This is a genomic window from Alcanivorax sp. P2S70 (assembly GCF_000475295.1).
Taxonomy (GTDB): domain Bacteria; phylum Pseudomonadota; class Gammaproteobacteria; order Pseudomonadales; family Alcanivoracaceae; genus Alcanivorax; species Alcanivorax profundi.
On sequence record NZ_AXBZ01000013.1, the window covers coordinates 1 to 26,705 of the forward strand.

At 58.0% G+C, this 26,705-nt stretch carries 22 protein-coding genes; 9 read left to right on the forward strand and 13 right to left on the reverse strand.

Features of this window, described 5'->3' with window-relative positions; translation table 11 throughout:
• Positions 1-167 precede the first annotated feature (167 nt).
• Complete coding sequence (locus Q672_RS22880; protein ID WP_022984774.1) at positions 168-1,715, reverse strand: hyalin; 1,548 nt, start codon at positions 1,713-1,715, stop codon at positions 168-170.
• A 161-nt stretch (positions 1,716-1,876) separates the two neighbouring features.
• Here Q672_RS22880 and Q672_RS22885 point away from each other — a divergent pair, with 161 nt between their 5' ends.
• Entirely contained in the window at positions 1,877-3,607 is a 1,731-nt protein-coding gene (locus Q672_RS22885; RefSeq protein WP_022984775.1) for an ATP-binding response regulator, read from the forward strand.
• A 13-nt stretch (positions 3,608-3,620) separates the two neighbouring features.
• On the opposite strand, the gene Q672_RS22890 is transcribed toward Q672_RS22885, so the two are convergent.
• Positions 3,621-4,232: a LuxR C-terminal-related transcriptional regulator gene (locus Q672_RS22890; RefSeq protein ID WP_158245798.1), complete on the reverse strand. Its 612-nt coding sequence runs from the start codon at positions 4,230-4,232 to the stop codon at positions 3,621-3,623.
• A 76-nt stretch (positions 4,233-4,308) separates the two neighbouring features.
• Positions 4,309-4,938: a pyridoxamine 5'-phosphate oxidase gene (gene pdxH / locus Q672_RS22895; RefSeq protein WP_022984777.1), complete on the reverse strand. Its 630-nt coding sequence runs from the start codon at positions 4,936-4,938 to the stop codon at positions 4,309-4,311.
• A 78-nt stretch (positions 4,939-5,016) separates the two neighbouring features.
• Here pdxH and Q672_RS22900 point away from each other — a divergent pair, with 78 nt between their 5' ends.
• Entirely contained in the window at positions 5,017-5,580 is a 564-nt protein-coding gene (locus Q672_RS22900) for a gamma-glutamylcyclotransferase (RefSeq protein ID WP_022984778.1), read from the forward strand.
• 89 nt (positions 5,581-5,669) lie between these two features.
• Positions 5,670-6,017, forward strand: a complete 348-nt coding sequence (locus tag Q672_RS0117105; protein WP_022984779.1) for a YchJ family protein — start codon at positions 5,670-5,672, stop codon at positions 6,015-6,017.
• Positions 6,018-6,041: 24 nt separating this feature from the next.
• Here the strand turns inward: Q672_RS0117105 and Q672_RS22905 are convergent, their stop codons facing one another.
• Positions 6,042-7,505: a flavin-containing monooxygenase gene (locus tag Q672_RS22905; RefSeq protein WP_022984780.1), complete on the reverse strand. Its 1,464-nt coding sequence runs from the start codon at positions 7,503-7,505 to the stop codon at positions 6,042-6,044.
• Positions 7,506-7,746: 241 nt separating this feature from the next.
• Here Q672_RS22905 and Q672_RS22910 point away from each other — a divergent pair, with 241 nt between their 5' ends.
• The gene (locus Q672_RS22910; RefSeq protein ID WP_022984781.1) at positions 7,747-8,967 is read left to right on the forward strand and encodes a saccharopine dehydrogenase family protein; all 1,221 of its coding nucleotides are present in this window, start codon (positions 7,747-7,749) and stop codon (positions 8,965-8,967) included.
• 93 nt (positions 8,968-9,060) lie between these two features.
• On the opposite strand, the gene Q672_RS22915 is transcribed toward Q672_RS22910, so the two are convergent.
• From Q672_RS22915 to Q672_RS22930, 4 genes are all read right to left on the reverse strand, one after another.
• Positions 9,061-9,966 (reverse strand): bestrophin family protein, encoded by a 906-nt coding sequence (locus tag Q672_RS22915; protein WP_022984782.1) that lies wholly within the window; start codon positions 9,964-9,966, stop codon positions 9,061-9,063.
• 100 nt (positions 9,967-10,066) lie between these two features.
• On the reverse strand, positions 10,067-11,467 hold the full coding sequence (locus Q672_RS22920) for an efflux transporter outer membrane subunit (protein ID WP_052017491.1): 1,401 nt from the start codon (positions 11,465-11,467) through the stop codon (positions 10,067-10,069).
• Positions 11,468-11,488: 21 nt separating this feature from the next.
• Entirely contained in the window at positions 11,489-14,665 is a 3,177-nt protein-coding gene (locus tag Q672_RS22925) for an efflux RND transporter permease subunit (protein WP_022984784.1), read from the reverse strand.
• Between the two features lie 126 nt (positions 14,666-14,791).
• The gene (locus Q672_RS22930) at positions 14,792-15,988 is read right to left on the reverse strand and encodes an efflux RND transporter periplasmic adaptor subunit (protein WP_022984785.1); all 1,197 of its coding nucleotides are present in this window, start codon (positions 15,986-15,988) and stop codon (positions 14,792-14,794) included.
• Between the two features lie 667 nt (positions 15,989-16,655).
• On the opposite strand from Q672_RS22930, the gene Q672_RS22935 reads away from it, so the two are divergent.
• Entirely contained in the window at positions 16,656-17,606 is a 951-nt protein-coding gene (locus Q672_RS22935; RefSeq protein WP_022984786.1) for an AraC family transcriptional regulator, read from the forward strand.
• A 99-nt stretch (positions 17,607-17,705) separates the two neighbouring features.
• Here Q672_RS22935 and Q672_RS22940 read toward each other — a convergent pair whose 3' ends face one another.
• Genes Q672_RS22940 through Q672_RS22950 form a run of 3 tightly spaced genes read right to left on the reverse strand, consistent with a single transcriptional unit; the run spans position 17,706 to position 20,842 of the window.
• Positions 17,706-18,467: an ABC transporter permease gene (locus Q672_RS22940; protein WP_031226193.1), complete on the reverse strand. Its 762-nt coding sequence runs from the start codon at positions 18,465-18,467 to the stop codon at positions 17,706-17,708.
• A gap of 2 nt (positions 18,468-18,469) precedes the next feature.
• A complete protein-coding gene (locus tag Q672_RS22945) occupies positions 18,470-19,420 on the reverse strand; it encodes an ABC transporter ATP-binding protein (protein ID WP_022984788.1) in 951 nt (316 codons plus the stop codon).
• Between the two features lie 27 nt (positions 19,421-19,447).
• Positions 19,448-20,842 (reverse strand): PhoPQ-activated protein PqaA family protein, encoded by a 1,395-nt coding sequence (locus Q672_RS22950; protein ID WP_081703618.1) that lies wholly within the window; start codon positions 20,840-20,842, stop codon positions 19,448-19,450.
• Between the two features lie 177 nt (positions 20,843-21,019).
• On the opposite strand from Q672_RS22950, the gene soxR reads away from it, so the two are divergent.
• Together soxR and Q672_RS22960 are read left to right on the forward strand one after the other, a co-directional pair.
• A complete protein-coding gene (gene soxR / locus Q672_RS22955) occupies positions 21,020-21,466 on the forward strand; it encodes a redox-sensitive transcriptional activator SoxR (RefSeq protein ID WP_022984790.1) in 447 nt (148 codons plus the stop codon).
• Between the two features lie 122 nt (positions 21,467-21,588).
• A complete protein-coding gene (locus tag Q672_RS22960; RefSeq protein ID WP_022984791.1) occupies positions 21,589-22,602 on the forward strand; it encodes an isocitrate dehydrogenase in 1,014 nt (337 codons plus the stop codon).
• A gap of 99 nt (positions 22,603-22,701) precedes the next feature.
• Here Q672_RS22960 and hemH read toward each other — a convergent pair whose 3' ends face one another.
• Together hemH and Q672_RS22970 are read right to left on the reverse strand one after the other, a co-directional pair.
• Positions 22,702-23,784, reverse strand: a complete 1,083-nt coding sequence (gene hemH, locus Q672_RS22965) for a ferrochelatase (RefSeq protein ID WP_022984792.1) — start codon at positions 23,782-23,784, stop codon at positions 22,702-22,704.
• 284 nt (positions 23,785-24,068) lie between these two features.
• Positions 24,069-24,485, reverse strand: a complete 417-nt coding sequence (locus tag Q672_RS22970; RefSeq protein WP_022984793.1) for an acyl-CoA thioesterase — start codon at positions 24,483-24,485, stop codon at positions 24,069-24,071.
• A gap of 176 nt (positions 24,486-24,661) precedes the next feature.
• Here Q672_RS22970 and Q672_RS22975 point away from each other — a divergent pair, with 176 nt between their 5' ends.
• Both Q672_RS22975 and Q672_RS22980 read left to right on the forward strand, forming a co-directional pair.
• On the forward strand, positions 24,662-26,245 hold the full coding sequence (locus Q672_RS22975; RefSeq protein WP_022984794.1) for an ABC-F family ATPase: 1,584 nt from the start codon (positions 24,662-24,664) through the stop codon (positions 26,243-26,245).
• Positions 26,246-26,264: 19 nt separating this feature from the next.
• Positions 26,265-26,585 carry a DUF1244 domain-containing protein gene (locus Q672_RS22980; protein ID WP_022984795.1) on the forward strand — a complete coding sequence of 107 codons (321 nt, stop codon included), beginning with the start codon at positions 26,265-26,267 and terminating at the stop codon, positions 26,583-26,585.
• The last annotated feature ends 120 nt before the right edge of the window (positions 26,586-26,705 follow it).

Consider the following 26,705-nt stretch of genomic DNA (forward strand, 5'->3'; position numbering starts at 1 on the left):
TGAACAGTGAAGGCTGCGCGACCGGCATAACCTGTCAAGTATTTGTTTTGCTTTTTCCTTGTCTTTTAAACGCAAAAAGGCCGCGCCAAAACATGGTCGCGGCCTCCTTCCTGGAAGTAACAACGACGCGCTATCGCGCCGCTGTTAACTGTTCACTGTTAACTGAATTAGTCGATGACACTACTCCCACTGCCCGCACTGATATCCTTCAGCAGCAGGGTGCCCGCCTCGGATCCATCAGACCCCCAGGGCTCAAAACCTTCACTGCCGTTATTCGCCACGAACAGGTATTTGCTTCCCAGGCCTTGATTCACCGTCGGCGGAACCTGATACATGAATGTCAGCGGGAAAGGCTGCGAGTCTGCGCCCGCCATGGTGTCATTGATATCCTTAACCAGTTCTGTCCCCTGCTGGGTGCCGTCGGTTTTCCACAGTTCGGTACCGAAATCACTGCCACCAGCATCTTCGGTGTAAGCACTAAAGAATACCGTACCGTTTGCCTCCACCATGTAACCCACATCAGCGAAGGAATAATCTCCGCTTCCACGCAGCGCGGCCGTAACACCTGCTGGACCATTAGTGTTATCCACACGCAGAAGGTACGGAGGCAGCCCGGCCATCTCCACATACATGAACACACCCAGTGACGTGCCTACCAGACTGTCATTATAAGGACGGCTGCCTTCGCTACCGGTCAGTCTAACGACGGAACTGCCATCATATTCGAAGATATGCAGATCCGGGTTATTGGCTCCTGCATCCGCAACGAAATACACCTTGCCGTTGCTGGTAACTACATTCTGGGTGATATCGAGCTGTACCGTGTAGCCGTTATTTTCAAAGGCAATCTCTTTGATATTGCCATCTTGATCCATTTCGTAGAGACGCGTTTGCGCATCGGTTGCGTTGAAACGCCCGGTAAACAGCAGCTTGCCCTTGTAGCCAATCCAATCATCATCCCCAATGAGTTCAGGATATTTCGACAGCGGACTATTCAGGTTGGTAATGTTGTCGTTACTGGTCGCGATTTTCAGTGTCCCTGCCACCGAGCCATCGGTAAAGTACACATCGCCAGCATCCTGGTCATAAAAAAACAGACCGTCTTCCACCGGTGTCAGCGACTCAGGCGCATTACTACTGGTCGGGTTACCATCAATAGTCGAGGTCAACGCCTCGAATGCCCCGGAAGCGGGATCGAAAACCACCAGCTCTCGCCCCACACCGCTGGCATCATCCACTACCGCATTCATAAACAATTTGTCAGCCACAGGAACCATATTGTGTGGCTGACCACTGCCACCGGTATAAAGATCAGCAACACGTTCCGTGCCGGCGCCAGTGCCATCAGTGACCCACAGCTCCACATCGCCAGAGCTGTCCTTGCCCGCATAGTAGATCTTGCCGTCCAGATCCGCCATGTAACCACCGCCAAAGCGGCCAACTTCAAAACCGTTATTGCTGCCATCAACGATCTTTGTGGTCCCGGCAGGGGTACCGTCAGTTCTGTACAGATATTCGGCAAACAGGGCCGCCCGCGGAGTGGCGCTTCGCACCAAGACAGCACCCGCACTTTCGGCTGCGGGAAAAACCACAAATCCCTTGCCGCCGGCAGCAACTGTCGTGCCGCCGGAACTGGAGGAACCGCCGCCACAGGCAGTCATCATAGAAGCCACGCCGATAGCCGCAGCCAGTTGAGTCAGTTGCTTGTTGATCATTACGCTTACCCCGATTAATGACGCATCCCAGAGAGGCGACCATTAGAGCACCCTGGAATCTCGCCGCTCTTCACCCTGACGGGTGAATTCGCCATGGCAGCACTTACAAGCCGCACTAATCGAGCTAGACTGCAATCACACCTTTTAAAAAAAATACGACCATGCCTGATACCTTGCCCTGTTCGGCACCGAACAACCGCCAGCGGATTCTTCAAGAGCGACACAATCTGTTTATGGAAGAAGTAGGCTCACGCATGGCGCTTTCCTCCATTATTGCCGGATCCCTGCCTCTCTTCTTCCTTGACATGATCCAGAAACCCCCATTCCTCGCCTGGTATGCACTGTTATTTTTGGTCGGTTTACAGTCCATTTTCCTTATTCGTTTCTATAATCGACATCGCGCCATCGAATCAGGAAAAACCCGGAAGTGGCACCACCTCAACCTCTATATGGCGATTATCTGGGCCGCTCTCTGGTCTTCTTTTCCGTATCTGTTCTTGCCGGGAGTAACCCCGGTCACGGTTCTGACCTGTCTGGTCATCCTTTCTGTTGCCACGTCTATTCCGTCCGTTTCCATGGGCGTATATCCGGATATCTTTATCAGTTTTATTACACCGGTTTTTCTATCCTGGCTTTTTTTTATTCTGATTTACGTCCCCGATGCTCCGCTCATCATCAAGCTTATCCCGGTGGTCAGTCTTGTCTCCATGAGCGGCTTCAGCCTGTACATGCATCGTTCCCAGATAAGCAACATCGCCCTGCGCATCGAAGCCGAACAAGCCAGCGAACAAGCCACGAAGGCCAGCAGCAGTAAAACCCGCTTTCTTGCGGCAGCAAGCCATGATCTTCGCCAGCCTTTGCAAGCGGCCACCCTCTATGCCGCCATGCTGAAAAATAGCGACACCCCCCAGCCTGATATTGTGGCAAAACTGGACACCGCCATTGCCTCCTGTAATGAGCTACTGAACCATCTGCTGATGCTGTCACGGCTGCAGTCACACCGTCTGACACCGAAGAAACGCATCATCAACTTGCTGGATACGTTACAGCCGATCATCGACGAAATTTCCCCACAGATCCTTGCCAAAGGGCTGTCTCTTCGCCTCCATGATCTTTCCGGGCAACACGTTTTCAGCGATGGGGTCATGCTCGCGAGAATTGTCCGCAATCTTCTCAGCAATGCACTCAAGTACACCCCGGAGGGCGAGATCAGCCTCAGCGCACGGGTTACAGGGCAGGAATTGCTGCTGGAAATAACGGATACGGGGATCGGGATTGATGAGGCATACCAGGCCGAGGTATTCGAAGAATTCATGCAGATAGACAACGATCACCGCTCCATTCAGAACGGACTGGGACTGGGACTGGCGATTGTCAGCCGGCTCAGTGCATTGTGCGACATTCCCGTCGCCATGATCTCTGAACCAGGCAGGGGAACAACCTTCACCCTCACGTTACCGGCTGCTGCAACCCATGCGATCGACGATACCGGAAGTGTTATTAGCGATCACTCCTGGTTCGAAAGTCTCACGATACTATTAATTGATGATGATGAGCGTGTCACCGAAGCTCTTGGAGGGCTGCTCTCAAGTCTTGGCGCTACCGTGTCTGCACACCACACCCTGGAATCCGCCCTGCAGCGCCTTGAAAGCAGTGACGCCCCACCTTCGCTGGTCATCACCGATGATCAGATCGGGCCTGACACCAACGCAGGTTCCGTCATTGAAGCGATCAGCGCCAGGTTTCGCCAATCGGTACCCACCTTGATTATTACCGGCAATACCGACCCCGGTTTCATTCAGGCTTTACCGAATGAGAGGCATGTCCTGTTCAAGCCGGTGGCCGCAGACACGTTGATCCAGAAACTGGAAGACATGCTGAGAGAGAAGTAACGGCTGGCAAGGATCAGATAAGCCCGAGGTTTCTCGCCTTGTCGATGCATGCCGTACGGTTGGATACCTCCAGCTTTTCATACAGGAGTCGCAGGTGTGTCTTGATTGTATTCACGCTGACGAACAACTGACGTGCAATTTCCTTGTTACCATGCCCTTCCTGCAACATGGCCAGGATCGCCAACTGCTGCCGGGTCAGTGTCAGGGTTTCCTCTGCCGCGTTTCCTGCCATCAACCGAAATGACTCGGAGTAATAACTACGACCCGCCATCACCTCCCTGATGGCAAGCAGGATTTTCTCCACAGGTTCGCTCTTGTCCACGAACCCATTCACCTTCAACTGCAGGGCACGACGCACCGTCACTTCTGTTGCGGATCCGGAGCAGACAAGCACCTTGGCATCTGTCATCAACCGGCCCACGACACCCAGCAGGCTGAGCCCATCGAGGTCAGGCATGGCCTGGTCCAGGATAACCAGATTGAATTGCGGCAGCTGCTGTCGGTTTTCCAGCAACCATCGCGGTTGCTCACAGGTAGTAATGTCCGCTTCCGGATACGCATTTTTCAGGGTGATACTCAAGGCGTCAGCGAATAGCCTGTGATCATCTACTATCAGTATTTTCAACGTTACTACCTTGTCCCGGTACCGCTGCAAAGCTTACTAGAGCCACACAGAAAAGCCACGACAGCAACCTGCCTGCTCAGGGAGCAAGGCGTTCCCGCAACCAACTTCCGTCCTCCTGCCTCTGATAACGGAAGCGGTCATGCAGGCGGCTCGGACGGCCATGCCAAAACTGTATTTCGTGAGCAACAATTCGGTATCCGCCCCACTGGGCAGGGCGTGGGACCGGCGCAGAGGGGAACGCCTGCTCAAGGCGTGCCACTTCGTCTTCCAGCCATGCACGACTGGCCGGCCGGCTCTGGGGGGAAATTGCCGCACTGATCTGACTGGCATAGGGACGGGAAGCGAAATAACTGTCCGATTCTTGCTGGTCGACCTTGTGCGCCTCGCCGATCACAATCATCTGGCGATCAAACGGCTGCCAGAACATGGTAAAAGACACCTTCGGATTGACAGCGATCTCTTCTCCCTTGCGACTGTCGTAGTGGGTAAAGAAAGTAAACCCCCCAGCCTCAATACCCTTGAGCAGCACAACCCGCGACGACGGCTGACCATCGGCACTGACCGTCGCCAGTGTCATGGCGTTAGGTAAAGGCAGGGCAGCCTCTATCGCCTCATCGACCCAGCGCCGGGCCTGTTCCAGCGGATCATCATGGAGAGAGGCTTCCGTCAGCCCGTCGGCATGATACTCTTCGCGCACATCTTTCATGTCTGTTCCCATTGCCCGTCAGAATGTGCGGCCAGTATAGCGCCCCCATCGTGAAGGGAACGAACCGGGATCAATTTCATGCTGGACACCTCAGAAGAAAATCGCCGTCGGCACACTCTCGACCCTCACCAACCAGTGTGGTTGTTTGGCTACGGATCACTGATCTACAAGGCGGACTTTCCTTTTCTCGAGCGCCGCCCCGCCACCATCCAGGGCTGGACACGCCGGTTCTGGCAGGGCTCACATGACCACCGAGGCACTCCGGAGCTTCCCGGCCGGGTCGTTACCCTGATCGAGAGCCCCGGCACCGCCTGCGTGGGCATGGCCTACCGCATCACCCCGGACACATTCGGGCATCTGGATCATCGGGAGAAAAACGGCTATCTGCGCTTCCAGACGACCATGACCTTTGCAGACAACCAGCAGGCCGAGGGGCTGGTGTATATCGCTACGGCAGATAACGCTGCCTTCCTTGGGGAGTCCGATGAGAAGGCCATTGCCGAGCATATTGCCCGCAGCCACGGCCCCAGTGGCAGCAACCGTGATTACCTGCTGCAGCTGGCAGACGCGCTGCGGCAACTGGAGGCCAGCGATGAGCATGTCTTTGCCATCGAGAAATACCTGCGGGAGACAAACCAATGACTCGGTGTGAATGCCGCTCCGGTCGTGACTATGCCGACTGCTGCCAGCCACTCCACCAGGGGCACCCCGCCAGCCATCCGGAAGCGCTTATGCGTTCACGATTCTGCGCCTTTGCCCGGGGAGACACCGATTACCTGAGCCGCAGCTGGCATACCGAGACTCGCCCCACCAACCTGTCGCTGGATAGCGACGAGCACTGGGTCAATCTTGATATCCTGGACAGCGATGAAGACGGCGACAATGGCAGCGTCCACTTTCGCGCCATCTGCCGGATCGGGCAAACATTCAGTGTACTGGAAGAAATTTCACGCTTTGTTCGCGAAGGCGGGCACTGGTTTTATCTGGCGGGCAAGCCTTCTGTCACCCCCCTGAAGCCAGGCCGCAATGACCCCTGCCCCTGTGGCAGCGGGAAAAAATTCAAGAAATGCTGTGGCTAGCTCCCGCACGAGCCCGCCTCCATTTCAATAAAAATGGAGCGCACCGTCCTCCACCGGTTCTTCCAGCAGCATGTGCCGGTCACGGGCATAGTGGTTCATGACTTTCCAGGGATGGTGTCGCCCCTGACGCGGCAGCTTGTGGCTGGAACGCTTCACATACCCCGACGCAAGCGCATCCATGATAGAGGTGTCATCCCGTTTCAGGGTGTCATCGGCGTTTGGCACCGCCACCCCGTGCCCCTCCAGCTCCATATGATTCAACAAGCGGCAAACATAGGCCGAGGCGATATCTGCCTTCAGGGTCCAGGAGGCATTGGTATACCCGAATATCCAGGCCATGTTCGGCATGCCTTCCAGCAACACGCCTTTGTAGGTCAGCCGCTCACTGACGTCAGCCGGGGCTCCGTCAAGACTCAACGTCATCCCTCCCAGCACCTGTAAATTCAGACCGGTAGCCGTGACGATGATATCGGCCTCCAGCTGCCGCCCGGACTGCAACTGGATGCCCGTTTCGGTAAAGGTCTCAATCTGGTCCGTGACCACCGACGCCTTGCCTTCTCTCAAGGCGTTGAACAGGTCACCATCCGGCACCGCGCACAGCCGCTCATCCCAGGGCATATAGCGGGGGGAAAAATGGGCCATGTCGACCTGCCCCTTGAGTTGCCGTTTCACATTTCCCAGCAACACACGTCGCACCGGGTTGGGATAGCGTTTTGCTGCCCGGTACAGCAATCGTTGCAGTTTGATATTTCGCCAGCGAGCCAGCCCAAAGACCCAATCGGGAGGCAGAAACTTTTCCAGCCACTCAGACAGCTTGTCCTGCGAAGGCAGTGAAAAAATATACGATGGAGAGCGCTGCAACATGGTCACATGAGCCGCCTCACCAGCCATGGCAGGCACCAACGTCACCGCGGTGGCACCACTGCCAATCACCACCACTTTCTTGCCGGCATAGTCCAGCCCCTCAGGCCACTGCTGGGGGTGAATGCATTGCCCGGCAAAACGTTCCTGTCCCGGGAAATCCGGCAAATAGCCTTTGTCATAGTTGTAATAGCCAGTACAACCAATCAGAAAACGGGCCGTCACCGTCTCCTCTTCGCCGTTATCTTCATTCACCATCGACACCGTCCAGCATTGCTGCTCCGCGGACCAGTCGGCGTTGAGGGTTTTGCGGCCAAAACGAATGTGCGGGGTGATCTCAAAAGTATCAGAGGTATTGCGAATATAATCCCGAATCGAAGCACCATCGGCCAGCACCTTGAATTCATTCCAGGGTCGAAATCCGTAGCCAAAACTGAACATATCGGAATCAGACCGGATACCCGGATAGCGGAACAGGTCCCAGGTGCCACCGATGGCCTTGCGCCGCTCGATCAGCATGAAGGTTTTTTGCGGGCATTCGCGCTGCAGGTGGCAAGCCGCACCGACTCCGGACAGGCCCGCACCAATGATAAGAACATCCACCTCCGGCTTCTTGTGGTTCGCCATACCGCTCTCCCGACCGTTTTCTGGAATGTACTGCCTATAGCAACGCAACCACCTGAGCGCGGCAACTGTTTTTTGTAACCGCGCCCCGACCAGAAGGATCCCAGACAACGGACTCCAGACCAACACGCCAATCGCGACACTCTCCAGGCAAAATCGGCCTTTTTGGCACAATTGCCACATACATTCACAGCAACAATGGGTAGGCTGACTTTCTTTGTATTCATTCGCCAAGGGAGTTCTCATGAGTGATTCAACCTATGACGTGATTGTCTTCGGTGCCACCAGCTTTGTGGGCCAGATTCTGTGCCAGTACCTGACTGATACCTATGGTGTGGATGGCGAACTCAAATGGGCTGCGGCAGGACGCTCTGAAACCAAATTGCAGCAGGTCAAAGAAGCTCTCGGCAGCAAGGCGGACAAACTTGCACTGATCACCGCCAACGCCAATGACGATGCCAGCCTGGAAGCATTGTGTGCGAACACCGCCGTGGTGATTTCCACGGTAGGACCCTACGCACTGTACGGCGAACCCATGATTCGTGCCTGCACGAGCACGGGCACGGATTACTGCGATCTCACCGGCGAAGCGCAATGGATCGCCGACATGCTGGAAAAATACGAAGCCGCCGCCAAAGCCAGCGGAGCCCGCATTGTGCATTGCTGTGGTTTCGACTCCATTCCTTCTGACATGGGCGTCTTTTTCCTTCAGCAACAGGCGAAAAAGCAATTCAACGCACCGGCGACGCGCGTTGGCATGCGCGTCAAGGTAGCCAAAGGCGGCGTATCGGGTGGCACCGTGGCCAGCATGATGAACATTGCCGAAGAAGCCGCTGGCGACCCGGAGCTGCGCCGCAAGCTGGCTAACCCTTACCTGCTATGCCCGGCGGACCATGGCCTGACGGCCCGCCAGCACAGTATTGCCATGCCCGAATACGACGACGACTTTCGCGCCTGGGTGGCACCGTTTGTCATGGATGCCATCAACAGTCGTATCGTGCATCGCTCCAATGCCCTCAACGGCTATAGCCCCGCCATGACCTATAACGAGGGCATGCTTACCGGCGATGGTATCGGCGGGCGGCTAAAAGCCCTGGGTATCGGCGTCGGAACCGGTCTGTTCTTCGGTGCTGCCGCGCTGGCACCTACCCGCTGGGCGCTGAACAAGTTTGTGGTGCCTCAGCCCGGAGAAGGTCCCAGCCCGGAAGCCCAGAAAGCCGGTTTTTATGATATTCGTCTGGCCGGACACACGGATCAGGGCGACACCCTTACCGTCAAGGTCACTGGCGATGCGGATCCGGGTTACGGCTCCACTGCCAAGTTGTTGGGACAAGCCGGCGCTTGTCTGGCCAAGGACATCCCGGACGATGCCCCCGGCGGCTTCTGGACGACCTCTTCGCTGCTGGGCGAAAAACTGCTGTCACGGTTGCAAGCCCACGCCGGCATGACCTTTGAGGTCATCTGATCACTGCCTTGCACCGCTTGCCTGGACATCGCCCTCGGCAGTCAGGCAAGCGGCAGTACCTGAGCCTTTCTGACAGACATCCGTGGTAACGGATTACTGCAGTTGGAAATCCTTTACCGGCAACGGCTCCGGTGCCGTGTCTCCCAACGCTTCGGCCACCGAGATTTCGTGGATCCGGCACAGCGCATCCAGCGGTAAATCATTCGGGTCCCGGCCAAACGGGGTTTCAAGATGTTCTGACAATCGGTCGATGCCAAAGAAGGTATACGCGACCACTGCCACCATCACCGGCGTCGCCCACCCCAACGCCCCGACCAGAACAAACGGCAACAGGTAGCAATAGACGTAGGCAGTGCGGTGCACCAGCAGGGTGTAGGCAAACGGCAGAGGGGTAGAGGCAATGCGCTCGCAGGCCGCCTGGATGCCACTGATCGCAGTCAGTCTCTCATCCAGCACCTTGAACGCCACACTGTCGAGCGCGCCGCTCTGGTGTTGCACTGCCAGCCCCTCACCGGCCAGTGCCAGAATTGCATCGGCCCGGTTCTGCTTGCCGGCCAGTGTCTCGCTGTCCTGCTCCGACAACCAGCGCGCCGCCTCTGCCATGCCATCTTCTTCCCGCAGCTGGCCTTTCAGCGCATGGGCATGGGCAAGCATCTGGTGCAATAAACGCCGTCGTGGCGCCTCTGCCAGCAACGCCCGACTGGCCCGGGCCAGACTGCGAATCTCGTAGACCATCTGCCCCCACTGTTTGCGCGCTTCCCACCAACGGTCATAGGAAGCGTTGTTGCGAAAGCCCAGCAAGATGGACAGCACAATCCCGAGCAATGTCACCGGCATGATCGTCAGACTGCCCAGCTCCACCACATGCCAGCGACTGAGCGCAGTCCATACCACCGAGAACAACGCCACACAGACAATGTGCGGCAGGATTTCCGGCACCACTGATCCTCGCAGGGTAAACAGCAGGGCAATAGCATTGGGGCGATCACGAACAATCATGGGGCGGGTCCGTCAGCAATAAAAAAGGCGAGCAGCGAACCCATGATACGGGATTCGCTCGCGGCTCGCCTTTTGCGGTCAGCGCTGCCAGCGCCGTGATCTATGTCTTGGGCACGGCCGGGGCCGGCGCCCCCGCCAGGGCACGATAGACATCCACCATGGCCTTGACCTGATCGGTGCGGCTGCGCACCTCTGCGTCACGGATTTCGGTCAGCTCCTGCTCCGCATCGAGCACTTCAAAGTAGCCAATAAAGCCCCGCTCGTAGCGGGTGCGGGCCAGTGCGGCGGCCTGCCGGGCATCCTCTGACGCCGAGGCAAGACGCGAAACCCGTGTCTGCAGTTGCTGATAACGGACCAACCGGTTTTCTGTTTCTTCCAGTGCCGCCAGCACGGCTTGCTGATAGGACGCCAGCGCGGCCTGGCCTTCGGCATCTCGAGCATCAATACGCGCCCGCACCTTGCCGTAATCCAAAAAGGTCCAGTCCACCCCCAGTGCGACTTGGCGCGACTCCGATGCTCCCTGAAACAGGTCACCCGGCTCGGCAGCCACCGAGCCCAACAACCCGCTCAGCGTGAAGCGCGGATACAGGTCAGCGGTGGCGATACCAATGCGTGCCGTTGCCGCCGCCAGGCGACGTTCGGCAGCGATGATGTCCGGCCGCCGGCGCAGCACATCACCGGGGCTGTCCACCGGAATCACCGGGACACTGCCGGGCAACGGCTTGAGCGGCACCAAACGCTCCAGCAAGGCCGCCGGGGGCTGCCCGGTCAGAACGGCAAGACGATGCATGTCCGCGCGCAGCGCCGCCTCCAGCTCCGGGAGGGCGGCTCGTGTGCGCGCCAGCTGGGCCCGCGCCCGAACCTTGTCGAATTCCGTCGCCCGACCGGCATCGGCCCGGGCCGTGACAATGGCCAGCGTCTCTTCCTGCAACGTCACGTTCTGGTTGGCCACCTGTAAACGCTGCTGCAAGCCACGCATGTTGAAATAGGTGTTGGCCACCTGTCCTGCCAGAACCACCTGTAGCGCCGCCAGATCCGCACCGGTGGCCTGCAGTTCTGCCGCCTGCGATTCACTGGCCCGACGCAAGCGCCCAAACAGGTCCAGCTCCCAGCTGGCATTCAGCCCTGCCTGGTAGCGCTCCACCCGCTCTGGGCCACCCAGCTGCTCCACCGCTGACAGGTGCTGCTCTGCCCCCGCTGCCGACGCCGTCAGTGACGGCCACTGCTCACGGCGGGCACCGTACAGCAACGCCGCAGAGCGCTCGTATCGTGCCAGTGCCACCTGCAAATCCAGGTTGTCGGCCAGGGTCAGGTTGAGCAGCTCTGACAGTAGCGGGTCATCAAACCCCTGCCAGAATTGCTGCTCGACGTCCGCAAAGGCCCCGCCATCGTGAGGCGCCTGAAAATGGGCCGGCGCCGGCGTCTCCGGCACCTGGTAGTCCGGACCCACCGCGCAACCTGACAACAGCAGGAACGCCGCAAGCATTGATGATCTAGTCATGTTGCTTTCCTTCATCATGTCTCAGTGATTGCCGTCAGACAGGGCTGGCGTGGTGTCAGGGTCATGGGCTACCGGCGGCTTGCTGCCAGCGAGCTTGCGCAACACCACATAGAAAACCGGTGTCAGGAACAGACCGAACAGGGTCACCCCCAGCATGCCGAAGAACAGCGCGATACCCAGGGCCTGACGCACTTCAGACCCGGCACCACTGCCCAGCACCAGCGGCAGCACCGCGGCAGTGAACGTGATGGAAGTCATGATGATCGGCCGTAAACGCAGGCGGCAGGCTTCCAGCGCGGCATCCACCACACTTTTGCCTTCCATCTCCAGTTCGCGGGCGAACTCCACAATCAGGATGGCGTTCTTGCAAGCCAATGCGATCAACACCACCAGACCCACCTGGACGAAAATGTTGTTGTCGCCACCGAAGAACCACACCCCCATCAACGCAGACAGCATGCACATCGGTACGATCAGGATCACCGCCAGTGGCAACGTCCAGCTTTCGTACAGGGCCGCCAGCACCAGAAACACCAACAGGATCGAGAGTGGGAAGACCAGCAAGGCGGCATTGCCCTGGGTGGCCTGCTGGTAACTCAGGTCGGTCCACTCAAAACTCATCCCCGCAGGCAGAACCTGCTCGGCAATGCCATTGAGAACCGCCATGGCCTGAGCCGATGACAGCAACCGCGGGTCTGCTTCGCCGGCCAGGTCAGCGGCCGGGTAACCGTTGTAGCGCAACACCGGATCCGGTCCGAAATCTTCGCTGATAGTGACCATGGAACCGATCGGCACCATCTCGCCGTTCACATTGCGGGTCTTGAGGTTGGCGATATCCTCGACGCTGTCACGGAACGGCGCATCGGCCTGGGCCACGACCTGCCAGGTGCGGCCAAAGCGGTTGAAGTCGTTCACGTAGCTGGACCCGAGATAGGTCTGCAAGGTATCGAACAACTCCGTCAACGGCACTCCCTGGGCCTTGGCTTTGAGACGATCCACCTCGGCATTCAGCTGCGGCACATTGGCCTGGTAACTGGTAATCGGGAACCCCATGCCCGGGGTCTGGGATACCGCCCCCTGGAAGGCATTAACCGCATCCTGTAGCGCGCCATAGCCCAGGTTGCCGCGGTCCTCGATAAACATCTGGTAGCCGGATCCGTTACCCAGGCCCAGAATCGGTGGCGGCATGAAGGAAAACGCAAACCCTTCTTTCAACGCGCCCACTTTCTGGTTGATCTCGGCATTGATCTGTTCGGCAGTGCGGCTGCGTTCTGAAAAAGGCGCCAGCGGAAAGAACACCAAACCGGTATTGGAGGTGTTGGTAAACTGCAGGGCATTCAGCCCGGGAAACGCCACCGCATGGGCGACACCCTCGGTGTCCAGGCCGATATCCACCACCTGTTGCAGCAGTTGATCAGTTCGTTCCAGAGATGCCCCTTCCGGTAATTTCACCCCGGCAATCAGATACAGTTTGTCCTGAATGGGAATAAAGCCAGGCGGAACAGCCTTGAACATCAAACCGGTGCTGGCCAGCAACAAGGCATAAATCACAAACACCACGCCACGATGATGCAACGAGCGCGAAACACCGCTCTCGTAGCGCTGTGAACTGGCATTGAAGAACCGGTTGAAGGGCCGGAAGATCCAGCCAAACAAGCTATCGATAATGCGCGTCAGTCGGTCCTTGGGCGCGTCATGAGGCTTGAGCAACATGGCCGCCAGCGCCGGTGACAGGGTCAGGGAATTAATGGTGGAAATCACCGTGGAGATGGCAATGGTCACCGCAAACTGCCGGTAGAATTGCCCGGTCACCCCATCCAGAAACGCCATCGGCACAAAGACCGCACACAGCACCAAACCAATGGCCACAATGGGCCCGGACACTTCTTTCATGGCCTGGTGCGCAGCGGCCAGGGGCGCCAGCCCCTCTTCGATATTGCGCTCCACGTTCTCCACGACCACGATGGCGTCATCCACCACGATACCAATGGCAAGCACCAGTCCGAACAGGGTCAGGGTATTGATCGAGTACCCCAGCAAATAAAGCGCAGCGAAAGTCCCGACCACCGACACAGGTACCGCCAGCAATGGAATGATCGAGGCTCGCCAGGTCTGTAAAAACAGGGTGACCACCAGCACTACCAACAACACGGCTTCCAGCAGGGTCTGGATAACCGACTTGATGGAATCACTGACGAAAATCGTGGTGTCATACACCGTTTCGTACTTCACCCCCTCAGGAAAGCGGGTGGCGATTTCGTCCATGGCGGCAATCACCTGCTCACGGATCTCCAGCGCATTGGCCCCGGGGGACTGGAAAATACCAATGGCCACGGCATCCTTGCTGTCCAGTTGCGAGCGCAGCGTGTAGTCCCCTGCCCCCAGTTCCAGCCGGGCCACATCCGACAGCCGCACGATTTCGCCCGAGGCACCGCTCTTGATCACGATATCGGAAAATTCTTCCGGCGTGCTTAACCGCCCCTGCGCGTTGATCAGGGTCAGGAAGTCACTGCCGGGCATGGGTTCCGCGCCCAGCTGACCGGCGGACACCTGCACATTCTGTTCGCGCATGGCGCCGACCACATCGCTGGCGGTCAGCCCCCGTGCGGCAACCTTGTCGGGGTCCAGCCAGGCACGCATGGCGTAATCGCCACCCCCGAAAATCTGCGCTTCGCCCACGCCGCGAATCCGGGCCAGCACATCACGCACATGCAAGCGCGCATAGTTGCGAAGGTAAAGCGTATCGTAACGGCCATCCGGCGAGGTCAGATGCACCACCATCAGGAAGGTGGGCGACTGTTTCTGCGTGGTAACGCCTTGCCGGCGAACATCTTCCGGCAGCCGCGCCAGGGCCTGGCTGACCCGGTTCTGCACCCGCACGGTGGCATCATCGGCATCAATATCCGGACGGAATGTCACCGTCATCTGCAGCACCCCGTCGGAGCCCGCTACCGACTTCAGGTACATCATGCCTTCCACCCCGGTGATCGCTTCTTCCAGGGGCGTTGCCACGGTTTCCGCAATGACCTTGGGGTTGGCGCCCGGATAGACCGTACGCACCACCACAGAAGGTGGCACCACTTCCGGGTACTCACTGATGGGCAGACTGGGGATCGAGATGGCCCCTACCGCAAAAATGATGATCGACAACACCGCGGCAAAAATCGGCCTGTCGACAAAGAATCGTGAAAAATTCATGGCAATACGCCTCCTGCCGGCCAGGCGCGAGCCTGCCGGATTGTGTCGTTCCCGGAGTTATTGCGTCAGGCCGGCAAAGGCCAGCCTGATCGCCAATGTGGATGAGAAATTAGGGGGTCGCGTGTCTCAGGGTTGTGCTGCGGCGATGGCACTGGCCTGGCCAGCCGGGGCGGCAGATTCACGCATCGCTACCTGTCTGGGCTGTACCGGCATGCCATCACCAAACACTTTCTGGAGACCGTTGACGATCACCTGGTCACCCTGCTGCAAACCACGACGAATCACCTGCAGATCATCGACCTGCCGTCCGGTTTCGACCTGCCGCCTCGCCACGGTATTGTCGCTGGCCACCACGTAGACGAAACGACGGTTCTGGTCAGTCAACACCGCCTTGCGGTTCACCATCACGGCCTGATCCAGCTTTGCCACAGGCATTTCAACACGGGCGAACTGGCCGGGCTTAAAAATGCCATCCGGATTGGCCAGCTCCGCGCGGAACTGCAAGGTCCCGGTGCTGCGATCCAGACGGTTGTCGATAAAATCCAGCGTGCCCCGATGGGGATAGCCACTCTCCCCTGCCAGCCCGATGCGTACCGTCGGCGACGGAGCCAACGCCAGCACCGGCTGACTTTCCAGGGCAGATTGTTCGTCGGCCTCGAAATACACGTGCAAGGGGTCCACCGATACCACCGTGGTCAGCAGTGTCTGGTCCGCGTTGGCCAGGTTGCCGCGAGTGACCATGGCGCGGCCTGCCCGGCCACTCACCGGTGCCGTCACACGGGTGTACTGAAGATCCAGCTCGGCGGTATCCAGCGCCGCCTGCGCCGCATTGACCAACGCCTTGGCACTCAGCAACGCAGTGCTGCGTTGGTCATACTCTTCCTGGGAAATGGCCCGGCTTTCCAGCAAGGTGCTGGCTCGCACGGCCTCACTACGCGCCTGGGTCAAACGGCTGCGTGCCTGCTCCAGCTGCGCACGAGCGGCTTGCACCCGTGCCTGGTAAGGGCGGGGATCAATCTGGAAAAGCAGATCGCCCTCCTCGACCAGCGCCCCTTCCTCGAAGGCAACCTTGTCAATATACCCACTGACTCGGGGCCGTAACTCCACCGTTTCCGGTGACACCACCCGCCCGGTAAAGGACTCCCACAGGGTCACCGGTTCTGCTATCACGTTTGCCACATCAACCTCCGGTGCCGGCATTGGCTGTTGCCCGGCTTCACTTCGGGCATCACAACCCGCCAGAAAAATCACCGCCATCAGTGCCGCGAAAACACCCCAGTACAACCCGGCCCCAGTGGCCGTTTCTCCACTTATCGTTTCCATTTCCGTGACTCCCGCTATCACTCTTTGTGAGTCCAACCGGCCTGCCCATTTCGACAATCCCGATCGCCCACGTACAAAGCAGACCAATCTGCTATGACTGCGCACTCTATTTCCTCAAGCTAGCTTGAGGTCAACATTGTTTTTGCCTGTTGCTGTGACGGGCAAAAACATGGAACGCATGTCGAAGAGGCGAAGAATGGCTGCGCAGGCTGCGGCAAGAATTTCCAACCGCCCGTCATGCAACCCTGGAGCGAAAGCGTAGGCCCGGGAGCAGGAATCCGGGTAGCGGGTTCCTGTTCTATGATTGCCCATTTCTGTTTTGGCAAAGAATCAGCGCCTCATCAGGGGACCAATTTCGTCCCGAGTTACGCCACGGTGACGCTAGAGTTTCAGGTAAGTGACCACGGCCGGCGCCGTCTTTCTTAGAGGGAAAACCGTTAAAAAACCGGAAAATCCCGCTAAAAATGGGGCATACGGACACAAGAAAGGAAATCCACGTGCGAATTCGAGACACAGGCGCCAGGCACAATCGACTGCCCATTCCTGCGGTCAGATAAAGTCCGCTTGCCAGTTTCTGCGCAGTCATTGCCTATTTCTGCAGAAAATGTCTGAATGGGGACACAGCCCGACCCAGCCAGCCCTATACTGGCTGCCACAGGAGGCCACCATGACATCACGCACCCCTGAATTACCCAGAAATCTCAGCGCCACGCCTCAGCAGCAACTGACCCAGGTAGTCGAACGATGGGCCCGTGAGCCCGGCATGCACGAGACCCCGATTGAAGGTGTCTCCCTGTACCGTTCAGATGGCCTCACCAGCTGCAATTCCACGGTGTACGATCCCTCGCTGATTTTTATTCTCCAGGGCACCAAGACCGTTACGCTGGGCGACCGGGAAATTGTCTACGGCCCCATGAGCTATTTAGCCAACTCGGTGCATCTGCCGGTGCTGGGCCAGATTGTGGATGCCTGTGAAGCCCGTCCCTATCTGGCCGCCAAAATCAGCATTGATCCCCAGGAAGTCACCGATCTGGTGCTGGAGCTCGGTGACCGGGTGGCACAGATGGATCCCGATGCCAGCTGCTCCGAAATGGGCTGCAGCCTGTGCATGACACAGATGGACCCGGCCATGCAGGGCGCCCTGTACCGCCTGCTCGGATTACTGGATTCACCTGAAGACGTTCCGGTACTGGCACCACTGGCTCGGCGGGAAATCATTTACCGTTCCCTGATCGGCGAACTGGGACCACGGATGCGCAAGTTTGTTGCTGCCGATTCCCAGGCCAATCGCATTTCCCGGGTTATTTCGACCCTCAAGGATCGCTACGCTGAACCCCTGCGGGTCAAGGAACTGGCCGACTCTGCCAACATGAGCGAGTCCAGCCTGTTTCACAGTTTCAAACAGGTTACCCGCATGTCACCGCTGCAGTTCCAGAAGAAACTGCGCCTGCATGAAGCCCGTCGCCTGATGCTGACGGAAGGGCTGGAGGCGGCCACCGCCAGCTACCGGGTCGGCTATGAAAGCCCCTCCCATTTCAGCCGTGAGTACAGCCGCATGTTCGGCGCCCCGCCCAAAGCGGACGTTTCGAAATTACGTGGCGAACAGATCAGCGCCTGATCTGGCCCATGGCAAACGCAAGAGGCCGCCTCCATCCCTGGACGCGGCCTCTTTTTTATCGGTCCGAATCTGGCTCGGTTTGTGCCCGAACCGCAATACTCAGCTCTTGAGCCGATAACCGGTTTTGAAGATCCACCACACCAGGCCAAGACAAATGGCCAGGAACAACCCGGTCATCCCCAGACTGACGGCGATATGGACATCAGCAGTCCCAAAAAAGCTGTAGCGGAAACCGCTGATCAGGTACACCACGGGATTGAAAAGCGTCACCGTTTGCCAGAATGGCGGCAGCATATCGATGGAATAAAAACTCCCACCGAGGAAGGTAAGCGGGGTAATGATCATCAACGGGATGATTTGCAGTTTTTCAAACGTATCAGCCCATACCCCAATGATAAAACCGAACAGGCTGAAGGTGATCGCAGTCAACAACAGAAAGCTGATCATCAGCACCGGATACTGCACTTCATAATCCACAAACAACCGGGCAGTGATCAGAATCAGGATACCCAGGATAGTGGACTTGGTCGCCGCGGCGCCCACATAGCCAATAACAATTTCCACGTAGGAAACCGGTGCCGAAAGCACTTCATAAATGGTACCCGAGAAGGTAGGCATATAAATGCCGAATGACGCATTGGAAATGCTCTGTGTCATCAGGGACAGCATGATCAACCCGGGAATGATGAACGCACCGTAGCTGACACCATCAATCTCCACCATGCGCGAACCAATGGCAGAGCCGAACACCACGAAGTAGAGCGACGTGGAAATCACTGGCGAGGCAATACTCTGCATCAAGGTTCGCCAGGTACGCGCCATTTCAAACGTATAAATCGCCTTGATGGAGTAAAAATTCACTTTCATTGGGCGCTCCCCGATTGTGCTGACGCGGTGCTGTTCACCAGATCCACAAAGATATCTTCCAGTGAGCTCTGCCGGGAATGCAGGTCCTTGAACTCGATATCTTCATCACTGAGCTTGCGCAGCAGCTCGGCAATCCCGGTGCTCTCCTGATTGGCATCGTAGGTGTACACCATGGCATAGCCGTCATCGCTGAGCTCAAGGGATTCGTAATTCAGCGAGCCCGGCAAAGCGGACAAAGGTTCGGCCAACTGCACCGTCAATTGTTTGCGGCCCAGTTTTTCCATCAGGCGCGCCTTGTCATCCACCAGAATGATTTGCCCACGGTTGATAATCCCGACCCGGTCCGCCATTTCTTCGGCTTCCTCGATGTAGTGGGTCGTCAGGATAATCGTCACCCCCTGCTCGCGGAGCTGGCGTACCATCTCCCACATTTCACGGCGCAACTCCACATCCACACCGGCGGTAGGCTCGTCCAGAAACAGGATTTTCGGCTCGTGGGACAACGCCTTGGCAATCATCACACGACGCTTCATGCCGCCGGACAGGGTGATGATCTTGTTGTCCTTCTTGTCCCACAACGACAAGGATTTAAGAACTTTCTCGATGTGCGCATCGTTGCGCGGTTTGCCGAACAAACCGCGGCTGAAACTCACCGTGGCCCACACCGTTTCAAACGCATCGGTGGACAACTCCTGTGGCACCAGGCCAATGGCACTGCGCGCCGCCCGGTAGTCCTTGACGATATCGTGGCCATCGGCAAGCACCGTGCCTTCAGACGGATTCACAATGCCGCAGATAATACTGATCAGGGTAGTCTTGCCTGCCCCGTTGGGGCCCAGCAGAGCAAAGATTTCACCGGCCTGGATATCCAGATCCACATTCTTCAGGGCCTGAAACCCGGAACCATAAACCTTGTTGAGGCCTTGAACGGAAATAACAGCTGTCATGGCTTTTCTCCTCGGGCGCACATTATGTCATGGATCCATGTCAGCGCGGTGCGAATCACACTCGCGTGGAGGATAAGGCAAGGCCTGTGGCCTGACCTGAATATCGGTGGTCACCACCTGCTGGTTGATTGCCAGCCAACCACCAAAACGCGCCTCGACAAACCAGGCCTGGTAGCCCTTGTCCGGGTCAGGCAGGTCAACCCGGTAACGCCCGTCATCATCCGCATCCAGCTCGGTGGCGTGCCAGCCATTACCGATACTCTGCTGGCGAAAATCCCGTGCGGAGGGGTTCACCGCCTGCCACAGCAGCATGGATCGCGGCGGTTCTGACGGGGTGATGACCCACTGCTGGTTCTCCAGCTGTGCGCTCACATTGGGGGGCGTTCGCCCCTCCAGAATAACGTCCAGCCAGTTGGCCACCTGACTGAGTCGCACCACCCGGTCGAGGCTATCACCCTGGCGATGGCCGCTATTGGGGGTATAGCGCAGCCAGCGATTCGGCCCCATGTCGGCAAAATAAAACTGGCTGCTGTCGCTGACAAAGTAGGCGTCCCCGGACGCGTTGATCACCAGCTTTGGCAAGGACAATCGATCCCGTAACGCATAAGGATCCACCGTTGCCAACATGGCCTTGCCGGGCCCTGTCCGGATCAGGCAATCAATGCCCTGCTCACTGAAGGCGCGTAATGCCGGGGTGTATTCACCGTAAGCGCGATGCTGATGATCGAACTGCTTCGCCAGGTTGAGCATATCGATGGAGACCGGCACCAGCGCGCGAATACGCGGGTCCTGGGCGGCCACCAGCCAGGCGGTCCAGCCGCGCTTGGATGACCCCAGCAGGGCAAAATCCACTACCGGCTCGAGCCCCGGCTGCTGCGCACTGAAGGCCTGCACCGCATCCAGAGAGCGTCGCACCGCTGTGACCATGGCGTGCTGGACAGGCGCCATATCGCCCACTCGCGCGGCGCGGTCCATCGTCCAGGCCAGCAGGCTGTCTTCGCGGCGGGGGGTCGCCGTGGCATCGGCAGTGAAGACCAACGGCTGATTCGGCACCTGGCGTATCTCGACCACCGGCCGGCAGAAGATCAGCGCCAATACCGTGGACAAGCTGCCGGGCGATTCCCGCAGCACCGCTCCGGGCCGGTCACCACCACTGATGATCACCAGCGCTGTGTGGTCGTCCCGCTCGCGGCCGGGACAAGCGGCAGACCACGGCACGGAAATCGAGACCTCATGCTGCCACGCTGGCTGATCCACTTGCGATGGCGTCAACCACTGCTGGGACTCTACCAGCAGAAAATGGTGGTCCACCCACCAGCCATCCTTGCTGTGGTAATGCTGCCAGTCGACCGGTGCCGCCGGCTTGCCTGATACCCCCATCGGCAGGGCCATCACCAACCACACAGCCATCATCCATTTCATTGCGTTACCCCGGCCTCGTGTTTGCCCGCCCGTACCCTACACCAATCTCCCACAACGGGATGCGCCGCCATCGCGGTTTGCGCAACGACCGGGAGCCTTGCATCCTCCCGGTCACCCGCGTAAAACCTCAATATTCATTGAGGTTTTACGCGAACAGCATGGCCCGGAGACCAGACTATGCGTATCAATCCGGAAGATCACGGCAAGGCACTTACCGTAGGTGAAGTGGCGGAACGCAGTGGGGTGGCGGTGTCTGCCCTGCACTTCTACGAAACCAAAGGCCTGATTCAAAGCCAGCGCAGTGCCGGCAACCAGCGACGCTACCATCGGGACGTCTTGCGCCGGGTGGCGGTGATCAAGGTGGCACAACGCATTGGCATTCCACTGGCAGAAATCGCCGGGGCCCTGAGCGAACTCCCCGATGGCAGAACGCCCACCGCCCGGGACTGGAAACGGCTGTCCGCCCGCTGGCGCGTGCAGCTGGATGAGCGCATCAATGATCTGACCGTCCTGCGTCACCAGCTGGATCAGTGCATCGGTTGTGGCTGTCTTTCCATCAAGGCCTGCCGACTGCGCAACCCCTGTGACGAGCTATCCGAAAAGGGTCCCGGTCCACATATATAGCCTCTCACAACACTGGCCCCCTCTTTCTCCGAGCGCCCTGCGACCTTTGTCGGCATTCATTTTGCAACCTTGAGCGGGCAAAATGGTCACACCCGTCACCTTCCCCGCAGTCAGGAGCCCGTATGAATGACAACACCGTAACCGTTATCCCCGGCGATGGCATCGGACCCGACATCGTTGATGCCACCGTCCGTGTTCTGGATGCACTGAACTGTGGACTCGATTTTGAGTACGCCATCGCAGGGCAAACCGCACTGGACAAGGGGCTGGATCTGGTTCCGGAGGAGACGCTGGCCACCCTCAAGCGCAACCGTCTGGCGCTGAAAGGCCCCATCACCACGCCAGTGGGGGGAGGTTTCACCTCCGTGAACGTGACCCTGCGCAAAACCTTTGACCTGTTTGCCAATGTGCGGCCCGCGCTCTCCATTCCGGGAGTGAAATCGCGCTACGACAACGTGGATATCATGACTATCCGGGAAAACATTGAGGGGATTTATTCTGGCTTGGGGCAGACCGTCAGTGAAGATGGAGAGACCGCTGAACTGCGCAGCAGAATCACTCGCACTGAATCCGAACGTCTGCTGCGTTTCGCCTACGACACGGCCATGAAGCAAGGCCGCAAGAAAGTCACCGTGGTGCACAAGGCCAATATCATGAAATCCACCTCAGGACTCTTCCTTGACGTGGCTCGCAAAGTTCGTGAGGACTACCCGGCGCTGGAACACGAAGAAATGATCGTAGACGCCACCGCCATGCAACTTGCAATGAACCCGCACCGCTTCGACGTAATCGTTACCACCAACCTGTTCGGCGATATTCTCTCTGACCTGTGCGCCGGCCTGATCGGCGGCCTGGGTGTAGCCCCCGGCGCCAACATTGGCGAACACGGTGGCCTGTTCGAGGCTGTGCATGGCAGTGCGCCGGATATTGCAGGCAAGGGTATCGCCAATCCTACCGCCATTATTCTTGCTGGCGCCATGATGCTCGACTACATCGAATTGCACGACAAGGCAAAACAGCTACGCCGTACGGTACGGCAGGTGGTGGGAGCTGGCGATGTAGTCACCCCGGACCTGGGCGGCAGAGCCAGCACCACCGAGTTCACCGACGAGCTGATCCGGCAGCTGAAAGCCTGAAAAAACGCCAAGGGTCCGGTAAACAACCACCGGCTTGATAGCAAAACACCCGCCAATCGGGCGGGTGTTTTGGTGTGTTTTGTTGCGCCGTAAAAGGCCTTAACCGATGGCGTTCGCTCGTGCAGCACGTCCCTCTCTCGCGGCCACAGAATTATCCTCCTGGCGCCAACCTTGCAGGTTATCCTCAATCAAACGGGTGAGTGCATCCAGATGCACAGGCTCCGCATTGAGCGCAGGAATATAGGCAAAGGATTCCCCGCCTGCATCCTCAAAATAACCGCGGTTCTCCACATCAATCTCTTCGATGGTCTCCAGGCAATCCGCAGAAAAACCAGGGCAAAAAACCTGTACCGACTTCACGCCTTCTCCCGGCAATGATTTCATGGTGGCATCCATGTAGGGCTGAAGCCACTCTTCACGGCCGAAGCGGGACTGGAATGTCGTCATCCACTGGTCGCGGCCGAGCCCAAGGGCTTCCGCCAATAAACGGGAGGTTTTATGGCACTCACAAAAGTAAGGATCGCCATTATCCAGATACCGTCTGGGGACGCCGTGATAACTGAAAATCAGTTTCTCGGCACAACCCTGCCGTTCCCGGAAAGCACGAATATGAGCTGCCATAGCCTGGATATAAGGCGGGTAGTCAGGGTAGTGACTGATAAAACGCAGATCGGGCAACCAGCGCCGCTGCATGAAGTCCCTGGCCAGAGCATCAAAGGTAGAGCCGTTGGTCGACCCTGAATATTGTGGGTACAACGGCAGCACCAGCAGTTGCCGAACGCCCTCCTCTTCCATTGCCTGCAGCTGGCTGGGAATAGAGGGATTGCCGTAACGCATGCCAAGCCTCACCACCACATCGTCACCATACTGTTGCTGCAAGCGCTCACGAATCCCCTTTAGCTGGTTCTCACTGTGCACCAGCAGCGGAGACCCCTGGTCGGTCCATACCGTTCTGTAGGCATGGGCAGAGCGCGGCGGGCGGATCACCAGAATCACCAGGTTCAAAATGAAAAACCAGATGAATCGAGGGACTTCTACTACCCTCGGGTCGGACAGGAATTCACGCAGGTAACGACGTAATGCACCCGTTTTCGGGGCATCAGGGGTACCCAGGTTGGTAATCAGCACGCCTATTTTTCGCGGCTGACGGTGGTCAAAGTTGCTCTGTCCCTGGTAGGCCATTCGGCTCTCTCTCACTGAAAGTGGCTCTTGCGATGAGCAATAGTGTAGCGATATGGCGTCAAGACGCCATGATGTCCGTGCCTATGAGGGAGATAGGGGCTCGACTGACGCCACATTCAAAACCTGAACCTCCCAGAGCATCGCATCCCCTCTCTGCGGGAGCAGTGGTTGCACCGCGAGCGGGGAAGGCTCTACGCACCATCGTGGCCGAACGACCACCACAGAGCCCTCTCTATCATCAATGCCCTGGTTGTTGACCTTACTCGCAGCGCATAACTCAACGCTCACAGCGACTTTTCCTCCGGCAACGCTCCGAGATGCTGCTCCAGCACCTGACGGAATGCCACCGGGATCGGCGAGGACGCCTGCTTGTCGTGCTCGAAATGCACTTGAACGGCCTTGCCCCGCGCCACCAGCTTGCCGTTCTGCCATGCCTGATGCAGCACCACGAAGGAACTGTTCCCCAGCCGCTCAATGCCGGTGCGCAGCAGCACGTCGCTGCCGTAGTAGATCTGCCCGACAAAATCCACTTCGATACGGGCCAGGATCAGGGGCAACTCTGCAGGCTTGTTGCCTTCGGTGTTGAACAGCTCAAACAGCGGAGAGCGGGCGGTTTCAAACCAGCCCGTCACCACCGTGTTATTCACGTGGCCAAAGGCGTCGGTTTCGTAGAAACGGGGCGTCACAGTCAGCTCAAACATGGGATCCTCAGTGGTTCAGCACAAAGGCATCAATCATACCCGTGAGTAGGTGCAAATCGAACACCTGCCCGCGATCTGCCCGGCGGGCCTGTGTTTTGCTGCCCGAGCCGGTACAATGCCGCCTCTTTCACCCCGGTGCAGGCCCGCCTGCCGCTGCGTTTCTACAGGATTGTCTTTTGATTTCTACTGCCAACATCACCATGCAATTTGGTGCCAAGCCGCTGTTCGAAAACGTCTCCGTGAAATTCGGCAACGGTAACCGCTACGGCCTGATTGGCGCCAACGGTTGCGGCAAATCCACCTTCATGAAAATTCTGGGAGGCGAACTGCAACCCAGTAGTGGCCAGGTCATGATTGATACCAATGACCGCCTCGGCAAGCTGCGCCAGGACCAGTTCGCGTTTGAAGAACACACCGTGCTGGATACCGTGATCATGGGGCACACGGAACTGGCCGAGGTCAAAGCCGAGCGCGATCGTATCTACAGCCAGCCGGAAATGAGCGAAGAAGACGGCATGCGGGTGGCCGATCTGGAAATGAAATTTGCCGAAATGGACGGCTATACCGCAGAGGCTCGGGCAGGGGATCTGCTACTTGGGCTCGGGATTCCGGAAGAACAGCACGCCGGCCCCATGACCGCCGTAGCCCCCGGCTGGAAACTGCGGGTATTGCTTGCCCAGGCACTCTTCTCTGACCCGGACGTGCTGTTGCTGGACGAACCGACCAACCACCTCGACATCCACACCATTCGCTGGCTGGAAAATATTCTGGTGGCGCGATCCAGCACCATGATCATCATCTCTCACGACCGCCACTTCCTGAACAGCGTCTGTACCCACATGGCAGATCTGGACTATGGCGAGCTTCGCCTGTTCCCGGGTAACTACGATGAGTACATGACTGCTGCCACCGCTGCACGCGAACGCCTGCATGCGGACAACGCCAAGAAGAAGAAGGAAATCGCCGAGCTGCAAAGCTTCGTGAGCCGCTTCTCTGCCAATGCCTCCAAGGCAAAGCAGGCCACCAGCCGGGCCCGCCAGATCGACAAGATCCAGCTCGAAGAGGTCAAACCCTCCAGCCGGGTCAGCCCTTACATCCGCTTTGAGCAAACCAAAAAACTGCACCGCCAGGCAGTGACTGTGGAAGGGCTGGGCAAGGGGTTTGAGGATCTGACCCTGTTCCAGGATCTCAACCTGCAGATCGAAGCCGGTGAACGGGTCGCGATCATCGGCCCCAACGGCATCGGCAAAACCACCCTGCTACGCTGTCTGGCCGGCGATCTGAACGCCGACAGCGGCACAGTCAAATGGGCAGAAGCCGCCGAGCTGGGTTACTTTGCCCAGGATCACAGCCATGACTTTGCCGACGACATGATCCTGTTCGACTGGATGGCACAATGGACCGCCGACGGCGAACAGGCCGTGCGTGCGGCTCTGGGGCGTATGCTGTTTTCCAACGACGAAGTAAAAAAATCCGTCAAGGTGATTTCCGGTGGCGAGCAGGGCCGCATGCTGTTCGGCAAACTGACACTGACCAAGCCCAACGTGCTGTTGCTCGATGAGCCCACCAACCACCTGGACATGGAATCCATCGAGTCCCTGAACCTGGCACTGGAGAACTACCCGGGCACACTGATTTTCGTGAGTCACGACCGGGAGTTCGTCAGTTCCCTTGCCACGCGCATTCTGGAAATTACCCCGCAAGGCATTCGTGACTTCAGTGGCAGCTACGATGACTACCTGCGTAGCATAGATGTCTGAACACAGAGCAGGAGCCCCCATGACCGATATCGACCAGACCACCAGAACCGAACTGGAAGCCGCCGCCTTCCGGCGTTTGCTGCAGCATCTGGATGAGCACAAGGACGTACAGAATATCGACCTGATGATCCTGGCGGACTTTTGTCGAAACTGTTTGTCCAAGTGGCTCTCTGCGGCCGCCAGCGAACAGCAAGTAGAACTGGATTATGAGCAGGCCAGGGAATGGGTCTACGGCATGCCCTACAGCGAATGGAAGGACAAGTTTCAAGCACCCGCCACACCGGAACAACTGGCAGCGTTTGAAGCCAAACAGAAGCGCAAAATCCAAGCATCCAGTTAACACGGGAAAGCACAAAGGGCGCAAAGGTTACCCCCTACGCCCTTTGTGTCGATGCGACCTCAAATGTAAACCGGGCATCACATCCAGCGACCCGCATAACACGGGCCGCAGGCAGGTAAA

Coding starts and splice junctions, on each gene's coding strand:
- Q672_RS22980 (WP_022984795.1), top strand. CDS start 26,265: ATGACCGATATCGACCAGACCACCAGAACCGAACTGGAAGCCGCCGCC.
- Q672_RS22935 (WP_022984786.1), top strand. CDS start 16,656: ATGACATCACGCACCCCTGAATTACCCAGAAATCTCAGCGCCACGCCT.
- Q672_RS22925 (WP_022984784.1), bottom strand. CDS start 14,665: ATGAATTTTTCACGATTCTTTGTCGACAGGCCGATTTTTGCCGCGGTG.
- Q672_RS22945 (WP_022984788.1), bottom strand. CDS start 19,420: ATGACAGCTGTTATTTCCGTTCAAGGCCTCAACAAGGTTTATGGTTCC.
- Q672_RS22920 (WP_052017491.1), bottom strand. CDS start 11,467: ATGACTAGATCATCAATGCTTGCGGCGTTCCTGCTGTTGTCAGGTTGC.
- Q672_RS22960 (WP_022984791.1), top strand. CDS start 21,589: ATGAATGACAACACCGTAACCGTTATCCCCGGCGATGGCATCGGACCC.
- Q672_RS22910 (WP_022984781.1), top strand. CDS start 7,747: ATGAGTGATTCAACCTATGACGTGATTGTCTTCGGTGCCACCAGCTTT.
- Q672_RS0117105 (WP_022984779.1), top strand. CDS start 5,670: ATGCGTTCACGATTCTGCGCCTTTGCCCGGGGAGACACCGATTACCTG.
- soxR (WP_022984790.1), top strand. CDS start 21,020: ATGCGTATCAATCCGGAAGATCACGGCAAGGCACTTACCGTAGGTGAA.
- hemH (WP_022984792.1), bottom strand. CDS start 23,784: ATGGCCTACCAGGGACAGAGCAACTTTGACCACCGTCAGCCGCGAAAA.
- Q672_RS22950 (WP_081703618.1), bottom strand. CDS start 20,842: ATGAAATGGATGATGGCTGTGTGGTTGGTGATGGCCCTGCCGATGGGG.
- Q672_RS22900 (WP_022984778.1), top strand. CDS start 5,017: ATGCTGGACACCTCAGAAGAAAATCGCCGTCGGCACACTCTCGACCCT.
- pdxH (WP_022984777.1), bottom strand. CDS start 4,938: ATGAAAGATGTGCGCGAAGAGTATCATGCCGACGGGCTGACGGAAGCC.
- Q672_RS22970 (WP_022984793.1), bottom strand. CDS start 24,485: ATGTTTGAGCTGACTGTGACGCCCCGTTTCTACGAAACCGACGCCTTT.
- Q672_RS22885 (WP_022984775.1), top strand. CDS start 1,877: ATGCCTGATACCTTGCCCTGTTCGGCACCGAACAACCGCCAGCGGATT.
- Q672_RS22880 (WP_022984774.1), bottom strand. CDS start 1,715: ATGATCAACAAGCAACTGACTCAACTGGCTGCGGCTATCGGCGTGGCT.
- Q672_RS22930 (WP_022984785.1), bottom strand. CDS start 15,988: ATGGAAACGATAAGTGGAGAAACGGCCACTGGGGCCGGGTTGTACTGG.
- Q672_RS22905 (WP_022984780.1), bottom strand. CDS start 7,505: ATGGCGAACCACAAGAAGCCGGAGGTGGATGTTCTTATCATTGGTGCG.
- Q672_RS22915 (WP_022984782.1), bottom strand. CDS start 9,966: ATGATTGTTCGTGATCGCCCCAATGCTATTGCCCTGCTGTTTACCCTG.